This is a genomic window from Alteribacter lacisalsi (assembly GCF_003226345.1).
Taxonomy (GTDB): domain Bacteria; phylum Bacillota; class Bacilli; order Bacillales; family Salisediminibacteriaceae; genus Alteribacter; species Alteribacter lacisalsi.
The window spans coordinates 581241-601698 of record NZ_PDOF01000001.1 but is presented as its reverse complement, the minus strand read 5'-3'; the positions used below and the strand labels follow the sequence as shown (position 1 = coordinate 601698).

At 48.8% G+C, this 20458-nt stretch carries 23 protein-coding genes; 9 read left to right on the top strand and 14 right to left on the bottom strand.

Going from position 1 to position 20458, the window contains the following annotated elements:
* The first annotated feature begins 15 nt into the window (after positions 1-15).
* Positions 16-906 carry a DMT family transporter gene (locus CR205_RS02875; RefSeq protein WP_110516748.1) on the top strand — a complete coding sequence of 297 codons (891 nt, stop codon included), beginning with the start codon at positions 16-18 and terminating at the stop codon, positions 904-906.
* Between the two features lie 59 nt (positions 907-965).
* Positions 966-1238: a DUF4190 domain-containing protein gene (locus CR205_RS02870; RefSeq protein ID WP_110516746.1), complete on the top strand. Its 273-nt coding sequence runs from the start codon at positions 966-968 to the stop codon at positions 1236-1238.
* A 322-nt stretch (positions 1239-1560) separates the two neighbouring features.
* Here the strand turns inward: CR205_RS02870 and CR205_RS02865 are convergent, their stop codons facing one another.
* The 5 genes from CR205_RS02865 to CR205_RS02845 all read right to left on the bottom strand — a co-directional run bounded on the left by CR205_RS02865 (position 1561) and on the right by CR205_RS02845 (position 7745).
* Positions 1561-3237 carry an ABC transporter permease gene (locus CR205_RS02865; protein WP_110516744.1) on the bottom strand — a complete coding sequence of 559 codons (1677 nt, stop codon included), beginning with the start codon at positions 3235-3237 and terminating at the stop codon, positions 1561-1563.
* A gap of 75 nt (positions 3238-3312) precedes the next feature.
* Positions 3313-4449 (bottom strand): extracellular solute-binding protein, encoded by a 1137-nt coding sequence (locus CR205_RS02860; protein ID WP_110519650.1) that lies wholly within the window; start codon positions 4447-4449, stop codon positions 3313-3315.
* A gap of 97 nt (positions 4450-4546) precedes the next feature.
* Positions 4547-5350, bottom strand: a complete 804-nt coding sequence (locus CR205_RS02855) for a class I SAM-dependent methyltransferase (protein ID WP_110516742.1) — start codon at positions 5348-5350, stop codon at positions 4547-4549.
* 134 nt (positions 5351-5484) lie between these two features.
* The gene (locus CR205_RS02850; RefSeq protein ID WP_110516740.1) at positions 5485-6615 is read right to left on the bottom strand and encodes a nucleoside recognition domain-containing protein; all 1131 of its coding nucleotides are present in this window, start codon (positions 6613-6615) and stop codon (positions 5485-5487) included.
* Positions 6616-6626: 11 nt separating this feature from the next.
* A complete protein-coding gene (locus CR205_RS02845) occupies positions 6627-7745 on the bottom strand; it encodes an NAD(P)/FAD-dependent oxidoreductase (RefSeq protein ID WP_110516738.1) in 1119 nt (372 codons plus the stop codon).
* A gap of 173 nt (positions 7746-7918) precedes the next feature.
* On the opposite strand from CR205_RS02845, the gene folE2 reads away from it, so the two are divergent.
* Positions 7919-8824, top strand: coding sequence for a GTP cyclohydrolase FolE2 (gene folE2, locus CR205_RS02840; protein WP_110516736.1), 906 nt, complete (start codon positions 7919-7921; stop codon positions 8822-8824).
* A 136-nt stretch (positions 8825-8960) separates the two neighbouring features.
* Positions 8961-9215: a hypothetical protein gene (locus CR205_RS02835; protein WP_110516734.1), complete on the top strand. Its 255-nt coding sequence runs from the start codon at positions 8961-8963 to the stop codon at positions 9213-9215.
* 61 nt (positions 9216-9276) lie between these two features.
* On the opposite strand, the gene CR205_RS02830 is transcribed toward CR205_RS02835, so the two are convergent.
* The 6 genes from CR205_RS02830 to dcd form a co-directional block, all read right to left on the bottom strand.
* Complete coding sequence (locus CR205_RS02830; RefSeq protein ID WP_110516732.1) at positions 9277-9363, bottom strand: YjcZ family sporulation protein; 87 nt, start codon at positions 9361-9363, stop codon at positions 9277-9279.
* Positions 9364-9495: 132 nt separating this feature from the next.
* Positions 9496-10686, bottom strand: a complete 1191-nt coding sequence (locus tag CR205_RS02825) for a GTP-binding protein (protein WP_161524647.1) — start codon at positions 10684-10686, stop codon at positions 9496-9498.
* Positions 10687-10715: 29 nt separating this feature from the next.
* Positions 10716-11147 carry a Fe-S cluster assembly sulfur transfer protein SufU gene (gene sufU / locus CR205_RS02820; protein ID WP_110516728.1) on the bottom strand — a complete coding sequence of 144 codons (432 nt, stop codon included), beginning with the start codon at positions 11145-11147 and terminating at the stop codon, positions 10716-10718.
* A gap of 105 nt (positions 11148-11252) precedes the next feature.
* Positions 11253-11522 carry a 30S ribosomal protein S14 gene (gene rpsN / locus CR205_RS02815; protein ID WP_110516727.1) on the bottom strand — a complete coding sequence of 90 codons (270 nt, stop codon included), beginning with the start codon at positions 11520-11522 and terminating at the stop codon, positions 11253-11255.
* Positions 11523-12527 (bottom strand): CobW family GTP-binding protein, encoded by a 1005-nt coding sequence (locus CR205_RS02810; protein ID WP_110516725.1) that lies wholly within the window; start codon positions 12525-12527, stop codon positions 11523-11525.
* A 78-nt stretch (positions 12528-12605) separates the two neighbouring features.
* Positions 12606-13142 carry a dCTP deaminase gene (gene dcd / locus CR205_RS02805; protein ID WP_110516723.1) on the bottom strand — a complete coding sequence of 179 codons (537 nt, stop codon included), beginning with the start codon at positions 13140-13142 and terminating at the stop codon, positions 12606-12608.
* Between the two features lie 97 nt (positions 13143-13239).
* Here dcd and CR205_RS02800 point away from each other — a divergent pair, with 97 nt between their 5' ends.
* Entirely contained in the window at positions 13240-13602 is a 363-nt protein-coding gene (locus CR205_RS02800) for a hypothetical protein (RefSeq protein WP_110516721.1), read from the top strand.
* 39 nt (positions 13603-13641) lie between these two features.
* Here CR205_RS02800 and CR205_RS02795 read toward each other — a convergent pair whose 3' ends face one another.
* Positions 13642-14562 (bottom strand): CobW family GTP-binding protein, encoded by a 921-nt coding sequence (locus tag CR205_RS02795; RefSeq protein WP_110516719.1) that lies wholly within the window; start codon positions 14560-14562, stop codon positions 13642-13644.
* 216 nt (positions 14563-14778) lie between these two features.
* On the opposite strand from CR205_RS02795, the gene CR205_RS02790 reads away from it, so the two are divergent.
* Positions 14779-17295, top strand: coding sequence for an MSCRAMM family protein (locus CR205_RS02790; protein ID WP_110516717.1), 2517 nt, complete (start codon positions 14779-14781; stop codon positions 17293-17295).
* 114 nt (positions 17296-17409) lie between these two features.
* On the opposite strand, the gene CR205_RS02785 is transcribed toward CR205_RS02790, so the two are convergent.
* The gene (locus CR205_RS02785) at positions 17410-17742 is read right to left on the bottom strand and encodes a DnaJ family domain-containing protein (protein WP_110516715.1); all 333 of its coding nucleotides are present in this window, start codon (positions 17740-17742) and stop codon (positions 17410-17412) included.
* A 161-nt stretch (positions 17743-17903) separates the two neighbouring features.
* Between CR205_RS02785 and CR205_RS02780 the strand changes: the two genes are divergently transcribed.
* The 3 genes from CR205_RS02780 to CR205_RS20655 all read left to right on the top strand — a co-directional run bounded on the left by CR205_RS02780 (position 17904) and on the right by CR205_RS20655 (position 19368).
* Positions 17904-18458, top strand: coding sequence for a peroxiredoxin family protein (locus CR205_RS02780; RefSeq protein ID WP_110516713.1), 555 nt, complete (start codon positions 17904-17906; stop codon positions 18456-18458).
* A gap of 118 nt (positions 18459-18576) precedes the next feature.
* The gene (locus CR205_RS02775; protein WP_110516711.1) at positions 18577-19062 is read left to right on the top strand and encodes a hypothetical protein; all 486 of its coding nucleotides are present in this window, start codon (positions 18577-18579) and stop codon (positions 19060-19062) included.
* A gap of 177 nt (positions 19063-19239) precedes the next feature.
* Positions 19240-19368 (top strand): hypothetical protein, encoded by a 129-nt coding sequence (locus CR205_RS20655; protein WP_268877394.1) that lies wholly within the window; start codon positions 19240-19242, stop codon positions 19366-19368.
* 101 nt (positions 19369-19469) lie between these two features.
* Here the strand turns inward: CR205_RS20655 and CR205_RS02770 are convergent, their stop codons facing one another.
* Positions 19470-20402 carry a ribose-phosphate diphosphokinase gene (locus tag CR205_RS02770; protein WP_110516709.1) on the bottom strand — a complete coding sequence of 311 codons (933 nt, stop codon included), beginning with the start codon at positions 20400-20402 and terminating at the stop codon, positions 19470-19472.
* Positions 20403-20458 lie beyond the last annotated feature (56 nt).

Genomic DNA, 20458 nt, shown 5'->3' with positions numbered 1-20458 from the left:
GAAGGAGAATGTGTGATGCACAGTGAAACGAAAGGTCATGTACTGAACCTCTTTTCAGTTGTTATGGTCGCCACAGGCCCGCTGCTGGCCAAGTTCGGTCTTGTGACCGCTTCCCCTGGCCAGGCCGCTCTCGTTAACACCTTTACTATTGCTACTGCGAGTCTTCTTTATGGATTCGCCGTAAAAAGCCCGGTTACCTTCTACCGTGACCGGAAGGTATTTATTCTTGCTCTGTTTAATTTCCTTGGGGTCATCTTCTTATTCATCAGCCTCGACCTTTTATCCCCAGTTCAGATCGGGTTTCTCGGTCGGTTTTATACCGTATTTGCCGTTATTCTGTCGGTGCTGATCCTTAAGGAGACTATAAGCAGGCGTGAGTGGGGCTGGATTGCCTTGGCTGTGGCAGGGGCGTTTGTATTCATGGAAACCGGTTCAGGCTATACTTCTCAGGCAGCCGGATCGGTATTTGCCCTTCTTTACACGTTCTTCTTTGCTCTAACAAACATCTGCATCAAGCTGACACTCACTGAAAAACGGGAAGCCAACTCGCTTTTATTTACGTCAAATATGGTGACGGGCTTTCTGGTACTCCTGTATGCCGGTGGATCCGGTGACCTTCATCTTGCCGAATGGACTTTTTATAGTACTGGTATGATAGTACTTTCTTCCCTGCTTAGCGGCTTTTCAGGCACCATCCTGCTATACGCGGCACTCAAGTATCTGCGTTTTGCAATAGCCAATGCTACACGCGCTTTCAGCCCCGTTATTCTGGCTGCTCTATCCTACCCATTTTTTCCCGTCCCACTCACCTGGCAGAACATCATAGGAGCAACGATTCTTCTCTGCTCGGTCGTCTGTCTTTCTTTTCCTGCCAGGGCGAAAAAGAATACTGAAACCGACAGGTAAATGTATGATATAGTATAATTGTCTTTATTTTCAATATTTTTCCTCTGAGGGGGTCCCTTATGGACGCAGCAGCCAAACAGAAAACGAATACGAAAGCTGTCATTGGTCTCACAGCCGGCATAACATCATTACTCATTCCTGCATTAGGCCTATTTCTTGGTGTCGCTGCAATCATTTTTTCGGTGATTGCAAAAAACGAGATCCGCCGTGTTGGAGAGAATGGTGAGGGGCTCGCTACAGCAGGGCTCGTCTGCGGAATCGTTGCCATCGTGCTTCAGTTTTTGCTCATTGTTATTGGATTCCTGTCAATCTATAACGCACCGTCCATGTGAGGTTACATGCAGTCTTAATAAAGTCAACGGTGAAAGCAGCTGCGTTCCAATTGGAAGCAGCTGTGCTTTTTTTTAAATAAACGAATCAGCAGGATCACTACTGAAAAAAGACGCCTCTTCCTTCATCACTTGTTTCAGGTTTCGTCTTATTCATCGTTCTGACATCCGAAAATTGTACATTAACCCTGTCTATGGAAAACGCTTTTTCTTCTGCCTTACACTTCTCCCAGACGCTATGGGCTTTTCTTTATTATGAAGCCTTGACCTTGATTTCCCACTAAAAAGCCCTTTCCCGGAAATAAAGGAAAAGGGCTTACGTCAGTTAATATTTTTTCAGCAGATAACGAAGAGGAATCAGCGACACGAGTACAATCAGAAGCGCACCCGGTGCCGCCTGATAATAGATGGCTTCGCTCGCTTCGTAATACACCCGGACGGCGAGTGTATCAAAGCCCGGAGGCCGAAGCATGAGCGTGGCCGGAAGCTCCTTGATCGAACTTACAAACACTAGCGCTCCGCCTGCAAGGACGCCCGGCATAATGGAAGGCAGGATCACTTTGAGCATCACCTTCCACGGCGGGTAGCCGAGACTTCTTGCGGCTTCATCGATCCGTGGGGATACGAGGCTCAGTGACGCCTCTCCCGCCTGCATCGCCTGCGGCAGGAAGCGGATCACAAACGCCAGAATGATAAGGTAGTACGTATTGTAAAACGCCGGAATGTGCGTATTAAAGATGAACACCATTCCAAGAGCCACAATCACACCAGGCAGGGCGTAGCCTGCATAACTGAGCTTGTCTATTCCCGTGGAAATAAATGACGGGTATCTTGACTTCAGGTAAATAACCGGAAGGGCAAGCACCATTGCCACCACCGCGGCTAAGGCGGAAACCTTCAGGCTGTTCCAGGCAAAGCCGAAGAACCGCTCATCGATCACGTGCTGTTCGAAGCCGATGTATGTCCAGTAAAGAAGCACCCCGATCGGAAGCGCAACGGAAAAAAGAAAGACGGTAATCACATAGACAAGAGCCAGCGGCTTCCATTTTCCCAATTTCAATGTGTCCGGTTCACGGTAGCTGTTGGACGTCTGGTAAAACTTGTTCTTTTTTCTCGTGCGTACTTCAATCCAGAGGATGACCATCGTAAGCACAATGAGCACGAGGCTGAGAACCGACGCCGAAGCAGTATCAAAGCTCGCACGCTGAAAGTAAATCGCTGCTGTAAACGTCACATAACGAAGCATGGCAATCGCCCCGAAGTCACTGAGTACGTAAAGAGATATGAGAATCGCACCGGCGCCGATCGCCGGACGAAGAAACGGCAGGTTCACTTTCCAGAATATCTTTGATGTGCTGTAGCCCTGCGAGCGGGCTACTTCTTCGTAGTTCCGGTTCATCCGGCGTAGGGAGGCACTTACGATCAGGAAAACGTATGGGTACGTAAACAGAGTCAATACGAGAAACACACCCCAGAACGAGTAAATGTTCAATGCGTAATCGCCGAGGAAAGGCACCGCTTCCCAAAGATCCCTGGCCCAGCCGCTCGGGCCGAACACGATAATATACGTTACAGCGCCAACGTAAGGCGGAATGACGAGAGGAAGCGCCATAAGCCACTGCCACGTCTTTCGTCCTGGGAGATCCGTCCGGACGACGATCCAGGCAAGGGATACCCCGATGGAAATCGCAAGCACCGTTACGGCAATCGTCAGCGAGGCCGTATTCCATAATAGCGCAGGAATCCGACCGTCAAGGAGGCGAAGCCAAGAGTCGGCACCTGCAAACAGGGAGCGCCACGCCACATAAATAATGGGCACCGACATAATCAGTGCCACTACGAGTCCTGCTAAAAGGAGGATTAGTCCCGGCGGATTTCCGTTCCAGACCGCACGCCAGCGCCTTCCGATAAAACGGAGAAGGGCTGGAGACCTGGAGTCTCCAACCTTCGCATTTGTTCCGGTATTCTGTTGGTTGTCGTGGCTGTTGTATTTATCCGTCATCCTGCTCTTCTCCCTTAGGCTGTATCTCTCTGAAAAGTATATCATTAAGAAGGGGGGAACGTCCAAATGATTGTGTTATCTCAGATCAAGATCCAGCCCCGCGTCTTCAATCAGCCGTGTCGTATCCTGGAAATAGTTTCCGAGTTCACGAAGAGGCATATCCTGAAAGTTCAGTTCCGTTACAGGTACAGCATCCTCAAATGGAGGCTCAAGTTCAGGATTGATCGGTACCTCGAGAGATTCACCGACAAAGGCAAGCTGGTTCTCTTCCTCAAGGACCCAGTTCATGAACGCCTCAGCATTTTCACTGTTTGGTCCGCCACTTACTTTACTTACTCCGGCTGCGTTGGCAATCGCGCCCATTTCACCTTCGCCCTGGTCAGGGTAGACAAAACCAACGTTATTGTCGTTTGGCTCTTCAAGCTGCTGGTGGTAGTAGTAGTTGTTCACAAGCCCGAAAGCGTGCTCCCCGGCACCTACTGCACGGCGGATGTCGCCATGGCCTTCAAAGATTCCCGCAGCGTTGTCACGGATCGCTTCCACCCACTCCTGCGTGCGCTCGTCACCCCACTCGTAACGAAGTGCGGAAACGTTTCCGATCATCCCACCGTTACCACCGCGTGTAATGGCGTAGCCGTTCGGTACATCAGCCCACTCTTCGTCAAAAAGGTCTTCCATACTGGATGGTACTTCGTCTTCAGAAACCATATCTTTATTGTATATAAAGCCGCGGGCACGAGTGGAAAGAGCGATCCATTCGTTGTTTTCCGCACGGTACTGCTCATCGATGGAGTCAATGTTTTCATAATCGCCACCTTCAAGCAGTCCTTCCTGGTTCAGGTATTCAAGACCGCCGACGTCGTTTGAGATAAAGATGTCAGCTTGGACGTTTGCCTGCTCCTCTACTAGCTGGAGGGGATCAGCCTCATGCAGGGCACGGACTTCAACGCCTGTTTCATCTTCAAATTTATCCAGAAGTGCCTGCACAAACTGCTCGTTACGAGCGGAGTAAACGACGAGTTCACCATCAAGCTCAGCAGCCTCTTCGTCAGTGCCATCTCCCTCAGCTGACTCATCATCCTGCTCTTCTGTTTCCTGATCTGTATCTGCTCCAGTGTCGGCTGTTTCCTCGTCGTCACCGTCAGCTCCACAACCGGCGGCAAGCAAGCCAAGAGCCATTACCGGGTAAAGTAAAAATTTGTACTTCTTCATAAGCAATCTGTCCCTTCTCTTTGTGTTGTTCTGAAGCTATTGATAATCCGCTGTTATGTAATGAGAATGATTATCAATCTCTTCCACGATTCTTAGTTTATTGTAAATGAGAATCATTGTCAACGACATTTTCAAAGTTTCTCAGATTTATTTCTTCTTCCTTATATCCTGCCACAGCCATGTACGGTGTTCTTTTCTCGAAGTAACGGATCCCCTCCTCCTCGGACACGTACCATTGATCGAGCCCCAGTTCCCGAAAGAGATCGTTCATCTCAGCACAGCTGTAGGTTCTTCCAGCAAACTGGTGATACGACAGAGCCAGCTCGTTCCTGTTTTTCTTCATCATCACCGCAAGATCTTCAAAGCGGTAGTGAGTGCGTCGAATGACCTCCCGGCATACCGTCTTTTTAAAACCGGCATATTCAAGAAGTGCACGGCTCAGATCAACTCTCAGCTTCCCTTTAGAAGAGGTTTCTTCGAGACTAAGAAATGTGCCCCTGTTATTTAACTGTTTCCTGATTCTGAAGAGAAATTCAGGGGCATCCGTCCACTCCCAGAATGGCAGCCTGGTGGTTACAACATTGAACGTCTGCTCACTGAATGGCGGATTCTTTATATCACCGATTGCGAATTCACAGCGGCTTTTCTGCAGTGCACGAAGATGATCTGCTTTTTTTATACGTGTTTCAGATGAATCGAGACTGATCGTGTCGAATCCGATCCGTTCCAGGGCAAACGCCCACTTTCCATCTCCAGTACCAAGATCCAGCCCCAGACCGCCTGGAGATGTAATCAGCTGCATCAATGCATCATCCCATTCTGCCTGGGAGCGGCGGATCATTCCCATATCGTAGTAGAGCGCACTTTTTTCCCAGACTTTAGCAAGCATTCCCTCATTCATCTCAACCCCTCCTAATTGAAAATCATTCTCAACAAAACCCAAAAAGAAAACCGGCTGTCACCGGCTACAATTGATAACGATTATCAATTTCATTTTAGTCTACGCTTCTGCTTCCGTCAATACAGAATTTTCTTTTAAAGCAGGATTCTCGCAATGGAAAGAATCGCTAGTGCAGAAACAATTGCAGAGAGAGCCTGCTGTAAAGTGAGGCGGATTGCCTGCCCGGCTCCCTGATACTTTCCGATTGTCCATACAGTAACAAGACATCCGGAGAGCGTGGAGGCCAGATAAACAAAGATAAAGACTTCAACGGTTGTAAAACTCATAATAAGTGCGCCTCCTCCTTCATTAAAGAGGAGAATGCCGTCTTTTCTCAGAAAAGAAAACAAAATCCCTGTCAGTGCTTCCGTGGAAAGGGATAGGAATTGAAAAATGGGTTCAGCAAGGCGTCCCGCAAACGCGATAATCTTCAGTTCACTGAGCACAAACGCGATTATGCAGATGAGCAGAAATACTGGCATCGCCTGTAAAAAGAACTGCCTGATCATACCGGTGACTTTTCTTTTCACCCTTTTCGGATCCGGTATGCGGATCGTCGCATTTAAAGAAGAACGCAGCGGATACGCCGAAGCGGCCGGTTTTCCGTGCCAAACTCTCGTATGTACAGCACCGACGATAAAAAGCATCAGTATATATGGAAGAAACAGCCATGGTACCTGGGCAGCATTAAAAACAGAAAGTGTCGCACCGATCTGGTAGCTGCAGGCGGAGCCAAAGAAAATCATCGCCGCGCAGGAGGTCTGACGGCAGCTTCGGCATGACTGCGCCTTCATAATCGCCACGACATTGCATCCGTACCCTGTAAGTACAGGGACGAGATCACTGCCTGTGAGACCGATGCGCCTGAGCATGGGATCCACGGTTCGGATCAGTTCCCTCTGCAGACCGGACGCTTCTGTCACCGCAATGCTGATGCCAACAAACACCACAACCGGGAACGCCCACACAAGTGAGAACGTTCCAAGTGAAACTATACCAAAATCTCCAAATAAGAATAAATACACGAGATTTGGAGCTCCTTCTGCCAGAGCAGCTGCAGGCAGAATGACGAACCGCTCCGCCAGCGGTTCCACCCATAATGCAAAGTGGTATGCAGCATACACCGGCCCTCCGTATATGAGCACAATCAGTAAAAGAAACACGGTTTTTTTAAAGAACGGCGGTACCGGAAGTACCGAAGGCGCGGAAGCAGCAGAACCATTCATCTCACTGCCCCCTAGCACTGGCAGCTGTTGTCACAGCACGACAAGTCATCGAGAAACATCGATGCTCTCCGGTATGCCCTGAATACCTCTTCGTCAGCTTCCAAACCCAGCCGGCCAAGGATTTCCTCAGCAATCACAGCAAAACGCTGTCTGAATTTATATATGAAGCAGAATATTACGTTTCCGTGCTTCACCTGAGGTCCTGTAAGAAACAGCCCTTCTGTAATCGTGGACTCATCTTTTTCTGTCAGTTCAGCCGTCCCGTCCTCATTCCAGTAGAGGTGCTCCACGATCCGGATGAGGCTGCTTTTATATCCTGTCGCCATAATCGGAGGATTTTCAGAAGCGATAACCTTGTCTGAACGAAGGTGAATCAAATACTTATCACCCTCCTTTTTCACCTCAGTTGCTTCGGCATGCCCGAGAAGGTTCAGGTTCGAATGATCGAAAATGCCATCCAGCCTGTCGCTCGTATAAGGAGACAGGGACACACTCGGATCCTGGTCCTCACTATTCCACGGTTCGCCTTTTGAAATGACTGTCACTTTTTTTCCGCTCCCAATAAGGTGGTACGCGGCATCCATGCCGCTCTCATATCCCCCGATAATCACTTGCTCGCTCCCGGGAAGGTCTGACCAGCTTTTCACATCACTCGGATGAATACAGTGCTCGCTCCCTTTAAACGGCGTACGGTCCGGATACTGAAATTCGCCTCCGGCCCAAATGACGAAACGGCTTGTAATCGTTCCTTTTGACGTTTCAACTGTAAACCTGTTCTCGTCTGTTTCCACCGACAGCACGTCAACGCCCGTCTTAATCGGCAGCTTGAAGTGGCCGGCCACCTGCTTCAGATAATCTGCATATTCACTGCCGTCCAGGTGTTCGGTATTGTAGGCATAACCAGGAGACGTACTGGGAACCACTGCGTTCAGATCAAGAAGACCAAAGCCGTGCCCGGGAAAAGAAGGCGTCAGAAGCCTGGTTTCCTTCGGCCATTGAAGGAACGTACTGCCGACCTCGTTTTTTTCAAGAATGATAAAGTGACGAAACCCCAGCTGACTAAACAAAGACCCCATTCCCACGCCTGCCGGACCTGCCCCGACAATCACGACATCATATTGCTCACGCATCTATATCAGCTCCTCAAATCGTAATGATTACTATTTACAGATCTCATCTTAACCGGGTTTGACAGGTCTGTCAAAGGCAAAGAGCGAGATGATTGATTTTCGTCCATTAATGCCGTAAGATAATACCACTCACCGTAAATCGTAATCATTACTATTATCAAGGAGAGACACTTATGCCAATAACCTCGACCGTACTTCCTTCAAAGTCTGACCGTCACCGTCTTTTTGGATCTGTAGATCCTGTAAAAGGAGACAAACCAACGGATAAAGAAACAATGCCTGATCTTCAGAATGCCGATCAGGATTTTTTGTTTCCAATTCATTCTGTTGGCGTGACAGGAGTAAAGCATCCCATCACACTTCCGAGCAGCCGAAAGCCTTTCACGCAGACCACTGTGGCTGATTTCACTCTGACAACCTCTCTTGCCCAAAATAAAAAAGGGATTAATATGAGCAGACTCACAGAAGTGCTGCACGAGTTTCACGGTGAACAGGGCTTTACCCTCTCAGCACAGTCCCTTCAACACCTTACTGAAACGATTGCCACGAGGATGGAACAGCGCTCAGCCCAGGTAACTGTGTCCTTTCCATGGTTTTTTGAGCGGGAAAGCCCGGTCATGGGTAAAACAGGGCTGATGAATACTCACTGCAGCCTGTCTGCATCTTTTTCCAGGGAAAGAGGTGCGACGATCACAGCCGGTATGACAGCCAAGGTAACGACACTCTGTCCCTGCTCAAAGGAAATCAGTGAATACAGTGCCCACAATCAGCGGGGAAACGTGACCATCGAGGCACAGCTTCATAAGGACTACTTAATGTCTGACTGGAAGGAAACCCTTTTATCCGCCGCTGAAAGCAACGCCAGTTCCCTTCTCTACCCGGTGCTGAAACGTCCGGATGAAAAATCCGTAACAGAAACCGCCTACGAAAATCCGCGATTTGTAGAGGATCTCGCCCGTCTCGCAGCCGCAGACCTCTATGAAGCAGAAAGCATCAGCAGATTTTCTGTAGAGTGCCGGAATGAAGAATCCATTCACCTCCATGATGCTGTAGCAAGAATTGAAGTGGGGGGAGTCTGAAGGTTCTTTGTGTGCGTTTAAACGATTATGTAATAAGAACACGATTTCTTAATATAGTATTAACAATGCCTCCTTACTTTTCAGCCGGCAGGATCCCCCCGCTCAGAACCAATCCTTCATTGAGAGGAGTGTCATCTTGTCCAGTCATCAGTCTCCAGGTATGGACGTTAACGGGATTCCGGAACAGACGCTCATCGTTCTTCCAGGCTGCCATAAATGTGCGCATGCCATGCGTCACCTTTACAAGCAGGGCATCTCATTTACTGCTGTCACGGTATTCGAAGAGCCCCATCTTCTTAAACAGGTGCCTCTTGACTTCCGCATTGAAGGGATGCCACTTTTTTATTCCAATGAAACGTATTATCCCTATAAAGACATCATTCAAATGTGAAAGAAGGTGCCGTTGGCACCTTCTTTCAGGATCCTTCCATGAATGAAACGTTACTCCGGTTCTAGTACGCGCATGCGCAGCCGATAATAACCAGCAGCACGAAAATAACGACGATAAACGCAAACCCGTTATACCCTCCGTGTGACATTGCCTTCACCTCCGGGATGAGGATTCTTTATATGTATACGCCCCGGACCCCGTTTTGGTAAGGCGGGCATTAACCCGTTTTTTGCAGATAGCGCGTCCGGATCCGGACGCGCTATTTTTCCATACATAATTGCTATTTCTGAGTTGCGGCAGTTTCTCCAAACGGATTAGGAAGGCTCTCCCAGTCCGAGTCGAATTCCTCAGGTGTAAGCAGACATTTATCCAGCTCTTTCTGCACTGTTTCACGCTCCAAATCAACGCCAATAATGACGAGTTCGGTTTTTCGGTCCCCAAACTCGGGATCCCATTCTTCCTGCAGTTTTCTGCTCTCTTTCAAATACCTGATCTGCTCTTCATGACTTAGAGAAGCCACCCAGTAGGCAACCGGATTAAGAGATACCGACGGGCCCGCCTGTGAAAACATGAGGGCCAGGTCATTGTGAGTCGCGCACCAGATGACCCCTTTTGCCCGCACCACAGATGAAGGCATTGCTTCAAGCCAAGAGGCGAGCCTGCCCGAATGAAACGGCAGCCTTCTGCGGTACACGAAGCTCGAAATCCCGTACTCTTCTGTTTCCGGTGTATGTTCGGGCGCTTCCAGTTCTTTGATCCAGCCTGCCGATTGACTTGCCTTCTCGAAGTCAAAACGCCGTTTGCTGAGGATGTCTGCTGCAGCAACTTCTCCATAGTTTGTCCGGATCAGATCGGCTTCCGGCTGAAGTTTCCTCAATACACCTTCAAGCTTATGAAGCTGATCCGCCTCAAGCATATCGGTTTTGTTAATCACGAGTACATTACAGAATTCAATCTGGTCGATCAGCAGATCAACCACCTCACGATGATCGTCTTCACCAAGCGCCTCCCCACGGTCAAGCAGGGTTTCTCCAGATTCATAATCAGTCCAGAACCGGTACGCATCTACCACGGTAACCATATTGTTGATGTAACAGAATTTAGTAAGGTCAATTCCGGTTTCTTCATCAATGTAGGAGAATGTCTGGGCCACCGGTACAGGTTCACTGATGCCGGTGGATTCGATCACAATATGGTCAATATCTCCCTGTCTGGCAAGTGCCTCTACTTCCACCAGAAGATCCTCACGCAGCGTACAGCAGATGCATCCGTTTGACATTTCAACAAGCTTTTCCTCCGTACGCTTGAAACCACCCTTCTCCACAAGATCTCCGTCCACGTTGATCTCACTCATGTCGTTCACAATGACCGCTACTCGAATCCCTTCTCTGTTTTGAAGAAGATGATTCAGCATCGTTGTTTTCCCAGCTCCAAGATAGCCGCTGAGAACCGTTACTGGAATCTGCATCACATTATTCATTCCTCTCCATTATATAAATGTCAGCTTTTAAATTGATCGTTCAAAAACGCCCGGTCAATGGCCTGCCAAGGCATCAGCGCACAGTTGTGGCGGGCACGGAGCCGATGAACACCGGCAAGGGACAGGGCATCCCCCAGATCTGTCGATTCCGGATCCCGCCCCTCTCTGATCAGCTCTTCCATCGCCTGACGAAGCACGTGAATATCAGCTGGAGTTTTTCGGCGGATGATTTCGCTCATCATGGAGCAGGAAGCCATGGAAATACTGCACCCTTCCCCGATAAAACTGACATCCGCGAGTGTTCCATCATTGTCCCACCTCCAGTAAAGTGTCATCACATCACCGCAAGTGGGGTTTTTATAGTGCAGACTTGTACCCTCTTCCATTTTCGGGTGATTTCTTTTCCGCTTTGCATGGTCGATGATGAGCTGACGGTATAAATCATTGAGCATCGTCTCACTCCTTTTTAAATACAAGAAGGTGTCCACGTTTCATTGTGGACACCTCATATATATAGGGGGGGTTGGTTACACATGGTTATGCATACCAGCTGCTGTTTACCAGCTGGATTTTTTCACACCTGGAACTTGGCCTTTATGAGCCAGTTCGCGAAATTTGATTCGGGACAATTCGAACTTCCGCATGTAGCCGCGCGGACGCCCGGTGATCATACAGCGGTTATTCAGCCGTGTTGGAGAGGAATTCCTCGGAAGCTTTGCCAGTGCGGCGTAGTCTCCTTTTTCCTTTAGCTCCCGGCGTTTTTCAGCGTATTGTTCAACCATACGCTCTCTTTTCTTCTGACGGGCTACCATCGATTTTTTTGCCATTCAGTCAACCCTCCTTTCAGTGATACAGCATTCTTCAAACCTTGTCTGGAACCAGTCCTTGTCGAGATCCCTTCCAATAATCACAAATTCACTTGAGCGCTTTTCACCATTTTCCCAGGCCTTTCCTGCCCTTCCGGCAAATAGCATATGCACGCCTTGAAACACAAGGCGGCTGTCAAACCCATCGACCGAAAGGATCCCTTTAAACCGGTACATCTGCTCCCCTTTTTTATCGAGGAGTTCGTCAAACCAGGGTTCAAACCGCTTCATATCCACAGGGGAGTCCGAACGCAGCACGATCGCTGCTGTATCACTGCTGTGATGATGACCCGCTTCAGAACGGCTTTCCTTAATCAGATTGCTCCGGTCATCCAGATCAAACGTAAACCGGTTTAGAATGTCCGATGGATCAGCGTCACGGCAGTCGGTCACTTGCATAGATGCACCGGGATTCATATCAGACAGGGTTTTTTTCACCTTTTCCAGATGGCCGGAAGAAACGAGTCCTGCTTTATTGAGAATAAAATGATCGGCAAAAGCCACCTGTTTCCGGGCTTCTTCGTGCATGCGGATCTGTTTAAAAAAGTGATAGCTGTCGATCACCGTTGTGAACGAATCCAGGTGATAAAGCTCCGCCAGCTCTGTTTCCACCATAAAAGACTGGGCAACCGGTGCAGGTTCGGCAAGACCGGTCGTCTCAATAATCACACGATCGATCGGTTCGTGACCCTGCTCCAGTACAGCAGCTGCCAGACCGAACAGCGTGTCGATCAGATCAGTGCGAATCTTACAGCAGATGCACCCGTTATTAAGCTCCAGAATCTGTTCGGTTGCTCCTATGACGAGCTGCTGATCGATACCGGCATCCCCGAATTCATTCACAATAATCGCTATACGTTCATCCCGATTCTGCTCAAGAATCCGGTTCAGTAGTGTGGTTTTTCCAGCTCCAAGAAAGCCGGTTAATACCGTTACCGGTACCCGGCTGCGGGTTTGAGTACTCATGTGATTCACCTTTAATCGTAATGATATCGATTTACAACTTAAATCGTAACCGATACGATTTATTATGTCAAATCATAATTAAAGATTTTCTTCATCTTTATAAATCCGGCTTCCCACTGCCCCTGTCTGCCCCTGGTATTTTCCACTGTAAGGTCTCGCTGCAGGGCTGACCATCCGGGCAAACACGAGCTGGCAGATACGCCGTCCCGCTCTGAGCTCAATCGGAACCTGATTTGCATTAAACAATTCGAGTGTGATCTCCCCTTTAAATCCTGGATCGACCCATCCGGCATTCTGGATAAACAGTCCCATTCTTCCAATGCTGCTGCGCCCTTCAACGAATGCTGACAGGTCGTCAGGAAGCGCAATACATTCTCTTGTTGAAGCAAGAAGAAATGAACGCGGCGGAATAATGACCCGCTCACTTGAAAAGGCTTCCTCTTTCACCGGCTCATCAAGCGAGAGGACACTAACCTGATGAGCATGCATTTTACGGAATGATGTACCAAGTGTCAGGTCCACGCTGGCAGGCTGAATCTGCTTTTCGGTCAGTCCGGTTATACTGAGCTTATTCTCGTTAAGATACTTTTCAATCGCTGTGTCAGATAAAATCATGAAATTCCCCTTTACTTTTGTGAATAGATTATGATTAAATACAGTATAAATCGAAACAATTACGATTTAAACCCTAAAGAGAACCGGAGGTAACATCATGGACCAGGCGCGTACTGAATATGCCCGTACACTCTATATCGAGAGGCTGGAAGAACCGGCCAGAAGTCTTTTCAGGTTCGTGGAAAAAAGAGAACTGGTGCTGGCCGATGAAGCCGTTTCAGAGCAGCATTACGTTCAGCTTCTTCAGCAGCAGTCTCCCATCCTTGAAGCTGCCCGTGAATTTTTCATGGATCCGGCGGACGTGTTTGACCTTGTTCAGCGAATCGAGAAAGATCTGAGTGACAAACTCCCCACCCTCATCCGCAGTCTCCAGCTGACAGATTTCACAGATGAATTTCGTCTTCAGGGACTTGGGACCGGCGATGAAAACACCAGATATTATTACCTCTATACACGATAAAACAGCCTGAAACCGAGTGTTCCGGAGTCAGGCTTTTTTTTACGAAACGGCATGCAGTTTCGCCCACTCTTCCTGTATACGTTTTTCGTCCAGTTCCAGGCCGATCAGAATAAGAAAGGGACTGGACGTAACTTCTACCCGCTCCCAGCTCGTTTTCCTGATCACGTGCTGCATCAGATACATCTTATGCTCTGATTTAACCGGTACATAACCTTTCGCTCTTAATAGACCCGGCCTGAACGTTTTGAAAAAGTTTTCCACCGCTCGTTTACTTTGTAAAGGACCGTCAATATCAAGTCTGATCGTCTTGATTCGGGAATGCCCCAGTTTTTCTTCATAGTTATCACGTTCACGTTCCATCCGCCCACTCCCATCATTCAGAGAGTTAAAGACGGTTTCTTCAAGATCCACTCGGCAGTATTCAGTGAAAACGGCAGAAGCACCAGGACTCTCTTTTTCAATTAGCTTTTTAATTTTGTCCAGTTTCTTTTGAGTCACGAGATCCATTTTGTTTACGATTAAGCTGTCTGCGAAGGTGATTTGCTTGGTCGTTGTCCGCACCATTTCTCTGTCTGCCGTGAAGATACTGCTGTAATCAAGCAGGTTCTCACCGTCCAGCACCGAAATAACCCGTTTTAGTTCCACTCTTGAAAGAAGCTCCGGTTCTGACAGCGTATCAGCAACTTCCTCGGGGTCCGCCACGCCTGTCAGTTCCACCACAATCGCATCTGGTCTCTGCGATGCGAGCTTGCAGATCGCTCCTGCCACTTCGCTTTTCTTATTACAGCACATGCAGCCGTCAAGGAGACTTTCAATCGCCAGATTTTTGTCAGCTCTTTTTAACACACTGCTGTCTGTGTCTGTCCTTCCCACCTCATTCATAAGTACATTGAGTTGAACCCCTCTCGTTCCTGCACTTTTAATTATGTCATGCAGCAGCGTCGTTTTCCCGCTGCCCAAAAAGCCGCGAACATCTGCATATTAAATGATCTCTCACTATCGGATAACTTTTAAATCAGAATTTCAGAATGCGACGAAAATAGGACTTTAGCAGGAAGGAATAAAATCGCGATTGGTGGAATTATCCAGATGCTTCTATTTCCATTATTTCGAAAGGGGCGTGCCGCCAACGTTTTGCCCGCTGTGCCATGTTGATTTTACAGGAGGAACGAGAAGATGAATGGTTGGATGAAGAACGTGCTGCTGGTTGTGCTGCTTGCTGCGGTAACAGGAGGTTTGACTTTTGCGGTAAAGGCGGAGTCCTCACAGGAACCTGTCTCAGGAATTCAGATTACAGAAGGCGTTTTAAAAGAAGGCATCCAGGATCTGAGACATACCCCAATCCTTATTCAGTCAGAGACAAATCCGTCAGAGATGTACCAGATGATGACGGATCAGATGGGTCACTTTTACGGTGATTTTCCCGATGGTGACTACAAATTAAAAGGGCTCAGTATCGGTAACCAGTGGTACAGCTCCGGTCAGACCTTTAACGTTGAGGAAGGAATGATCGGGGATTCGAGAGCAGGAAGTGTTTCCGAGACGGAAAAACAGAAAGTCACTGTCCCGGATTTCAAGGGCAAAAAGAATGTCAGCGGCAGGCTTACAGAAGGCTCCTCGGGATTGAAGGGCGACATTCTGCTTGCCACAATTTCAGGACCGGATGAGGAAATCGTGAGCCTCTCTGCCAATGGAAAAGGACAGTTCTCCGCCGCCATGCCGAACGGTACATATTATCTGTTCGGTGTCTCCAGCGACAGCGGCTTTTACGCGCTCGACCAGTACGTGATCGTAAAAGGGACCACCCTTTACGTGGACGGCAAAAAGACGGACAGCCTGAACATAAATCTGCCTGAACGTGCATTCAAAGGGAACGCCTCCGACAGCACCACTCCCCTTGCCAAGGCGGCTGTCGTAATTTCAAAGATTACAAAACACTACGATTATGAGTTTGTTGAATATACTTACACAGACCGGAACGGGGACTTTCAGATCCGCGGGCTGAAAGACGGTTCCTACTCCATGAGTGTATACCACGACACGTACTTCTCCTGGGAACAGCTGTCCTTTGAAGTATCCGGCGGCAAGCTGATCATTGACGGCGACGAAACCGGGAACCTGAACTTCAAAGTACCGGACCTTACCCTGAAAGGTACGCTTCTGGATGCGGGCAAGCCGCTCGGCCATGCGTATCTGGAAATCGAAAACCGCGGTGATGAAGATGACTGGTACGATTACTTCACCGTTCCTGTGGATAAAAAAGGCCAGTTTGCCTACCGCCTCCCGGATGACAGCTATTCAGTCGTGTATGTGGAAGAGAGGGAGCGCCATACACCGGTTAATATCAGCTTTGACATTGAAAACGGGAAAATCGTGCAGGATGGTTCGGTCAAAGACTCCCTTGATATTCATCTCCCTCCCCTCACATTCACAGGCAGACTTCACGATCAGGGCCAGCCTCTTCGGGGCCAGGTAAGTGTGGAGCGGGACTTTGGATGGGAGTACGATGAAGATGATGAATACGATTATGACTTTGAGTACGACTATGACTACGACTACGAATGGTACAGCGCGCACACCAATAAAGACGGCGTATTCTCCATGCGCCTGAAAGATGGCGAGTATCTCGTATCCTGGGTCTATCTCTCTGATGAACAGGAGGATATTTACCTTTACGAGCCTTTTGAAATTAAGGACGGTAAGCTGTATGTGGATGGAAAAGAACAGTCTGTTTATGACATCGCGGTACCGCCTGTTTCTTTTCACGGCGTGGCCCTTGATAACGGCACCCCTGTCACAGAAGGGGAAGTGCTCGTCGTGTCAGACGAAGGCGACTATCACTGGAAGTGGATTTACGGCGGCGACGGAACGTTTTCCATGCGTCTCAAAGACGGCGGGTACAAGGTAAAGGAAATGCATGTAGCCAAGGATGGCACCACCGCCTACCTTCATGTGCCGTTTGAGATCCGCGGGGGCCAGCTTACTGTCGATGGCCAGGCGATCGACAAGCTTGAATTCAACATTCCGCAGGTCACGGTAACCGGAAAACTCCTTGCAGACGGGAAACCGGTCGAAGGCGAAATTATGATTACAGATGTGAATGATGAAGAAGGTATGCATCACATCTGGGCGTGGACCAATGGCAGCCAGGGCTTTTCGCTTCGATTGGCTGACGGAGACTATGTGGCAGAGGAAGGCTATCTTTTCGACGGTACCTCCTTTGTTGCCGATCAGCCGTTTTCTGTCATAAACGGACAGCTCATGATCGATGGCGTGGCTGCAGACAGTCTTGACATTACCGTACCGCCAGTTACTCTTTCGGGAAAGGCCACCTATGACGGGAATCCGATCGAGGAAGGTCACGTCTCGATTGTCTCAAACAGCAGTGACGATTCCTGGCCGCGCTATTATGACAGCTGGATCGAAAACGGACGTTACCAGTTCAGGCTCGTGGACGGAGAGTATCGTGTTGAATCCATGAGCAGCTGGGATGCCGGATACGCTCAATTTGATATTGAATTTACAATTGAGGGCGGCCAGCTGTACGTTGACGGAGAAAAACAGGACAGTCTCGATCTGGAGCTGAACGACGGCACCATGCTGGACGAGTTTTACTGGGAATGGGATGAAGCCTGGGATGATGATTCATACGAAGAGATCGTAGAAGAAATGGCAGATGACATGGACGAATAATAAACCGAAGCCCGCTCATTTACCCGAGCGGGCTTTCCTTGTGAAGTATTCTAGTGGACTCTGAAGCTAGACCTGCGGAAAGCGTCCGCCTGCAGTGTAATATATCTAAAATCCTTAGGATTCCCACTTCTCTTTTCTCGCTTCTGCGTTTTCCCTGGTGACCAGTCCTTTTTGAAGCGGCGGCGGGCACATCCGGTTGTACTTCCGGATTTTCAGGTTGATCTCCTCGACGCCTGCTTCGTCCGGGCTGCTGCATAGATCCCTGTAAATTTCCTTCTGAAGCTTCAGCCACTCAGGCAGAAATCCCTGTTCCTTGGCAACCTTCTGAAACTGCTGAAACACATCACGCTGCTGATACTCCTTTGGCAGCGGTTTTCCCTTCCCCTTCAGTTCCTCGTCTGTATTGGCGTTTTTCAGCATGTCCCCGATCGGATCCCGGTAGTCCATTTTTTATCCCCTCTTCCTATTATGATCTCTTATTACCTACTTATCTTCTCCAGCCGCCAAATCCTGCTGAAAGTTATGAACAAATTGTTACAGAGGCCGTTCCGTTTATGTGTTCATAAGGAAGGGTAATAATTGATAAACCATATCAAGGAGGGTTTATCATGGCAGACATCCGATTAGGTGACCGTGCTCCAGACGTTAAACTGAACGAAGTATCCGCAGATCAATATAACCTGAAAGACGATATGAAACACCGCCCCGGCTGGCGTTTTCTCGTTTTCATCCGCGGATCCTGGTGCCCCGTATGTGTAGAGGAGCTCCGTCAGATTCAGGAAAACCTTGCCTACTTCAGTGAGGAAGACATACACTTCACCTGCATTTCCACTGATCGGGCCGACAATCTGCGGAAAATGAAGCAGGAATACAACTTCCCGTTCCCGGTACTTGCCGATGAAAAGAACCAGGCACTCAAGGACTATGGCGTGTTATACCATGAAGGCGAATCGTCCCCCTACGATGACCACGGGGAACACGGTGAAGCCGCCTGTTTTCTTCTGGACGAAGAAGGACGTCTGCTTTATCAGCACAAACAGACCGGTCCGTTCGGCCGGCCCGGTGTGAAGGACCTCAAAAAGATCGTAAACTTTATCCGGAAAAATAAAAAAGAATTTGCGTCTTCAGGTCAGGAAGTAAAAAAACCGAATATGCCTTATTAGGACAATGTACAGGCATAACCTGTAGCCGATGTCCAATTTCCCCCATTCAAGTTTCAGGCTTTTGCATCCCGGCATAGTATGTCGTAGAAACGTGCGTACTGTGGAGGTAAAAGATAAGATGAAACGGAGATACTTAAAAAAACGCGCCTTCAGGCAAGCCGTTCTTGATGAAGAAGGAAATGTCTCCCCTGAGAGTATCAAGGAACTGCAAAAGAAGTTAAACAACGCTGAAAACGATGACAACATCAGGCTCAGTGCTGCAGAGAGCAAAGTTCTCGCTGGTGTCTGGATTCAGTTTGCCGGCTCCGCCCTTGAAGCCATTGGTGTCACAGAAGAACTGCATGAGCTGGAGCAGGAAGAAGATGACCCGAGAGCACTGGCCCTGGAACGTCAGGCTGTTACCGGCGTCTGGCTCCAAACGATTGGGACTGCACTGGCTGCATTCGGTTTCAGCCTTGAAGTCTCTCCTGACCGGGAACAGGAGATTCAGGGACGAAAACTCGGGATCATCGGTGCCTGGTTTGAAGCCTACGGTGCCGCGATGGAGGCTTTAGCCGAAACTGCACTCCTTCGGGCTGATCTCGATGAGCAGATACCGTTTTAAACAGAATGAAAGAGCAGGTGCTCCGGTTAAAACCGGCTCAGCCTGCTTTTTTGTCTGTTCAAAGGTCGGCCTCCCATTTCCGATTGACAAAGCTTCAATGTTTTACACGTTTTCCCACTGGCTGACTGCTTGGCTCCAGGATTATAATGAAGTACCTTACCAGAAGGAGGAATCTGCGTGCAGGTACTTACCGAGATGCTCACCGGCCTTTTTTCCATTACTGCCCTTTCCGTTCTTGGTTTCCAGTTTGTTGAATTCTTTCATGCTGTTGCCGATCTTCTGGCCCATTACAGAAATCATTCGTAGTTGCTTTAAAAACCTCGCCGGCCCCCGGTGAGGTTTTAATTTTGCATTGAATCCCAACGGAAAAATCCCGGCCTCATCTTAAGACCGGGATTATTTCTGTATTATTCAAATAGCGTACTTACAGATTCGTTGTTCTGCACTTTTTCAATGGCCTGGGCAAGAAGCGGCGCAAGACTCAGGACGGTTATCTTATCGGTCTGTTTTACATCCGGAAGGTAGATAGAATCTGTCGTAACCACTTCCACGATGTCCGATTCGCTGATCCGGTCCATCGCAGGATCCGACAGAACCGGGTGCGTGGCACAGGCATACACTTCCTTCGCGCCTCGTTCAATTAAATGCTTTGAAGCCGTCGTGATCGTACGAGCGGTATCGATCATGTCATCAATAATAATCGCCGTTTTTCCTTCCACTTCACCGATAAAATCCATGCCGCTCGTTTCCCGGCGGTTGCGGTCGATCAGGGCAATTGGTGCATCCAGAATATCCCCAATCTGACGCGCACGGACAACACCGCCGTTTTCCGGAGCCACAACCACAACGTCCTGGAGGTTTTTACCGACGAAGTAGTCTGCAAGCATTGGAATTGAATTCAGGTGATCCACCGGAATGTTGAAAAAGCCCTGAACCTGCGGGGCGTGGATGTCCACTGTAATAATCCGGTCAGCACCGGCTTTTTCAATCAGATTCGCGATCAGTTTTGCCGTAATCGGCTCCCTCGAACGGGCTTTCCGGTCCTGTCGGGAATAGCCGAAGTAGGGAATCACACAGCTGATCGATTTTGCGGACGCACGCTTCATGGCATCCACCATAATGAGAAGTTCCATCAGGTACTCGTTTCCCGGTGTGGACGTGGATTGAATCAAGTACACGTCATCTCCCCGGATACTTTCCTCGATATTCATCTGGATTTCCCCGTCGGAAAACCTCTTGATCGTACTTTTCCCCATTTCCGCCCCAAGGTGGCGGACAACTTCCCTTGCAATCTGCTCGTTTGAATTTAGACTGAACACTTTCATATTTGATGTGGTCATAAGGACCTCCTAATGTTATGTACTGGTCGCTTATTAGTATAAAACGAAAACGGATT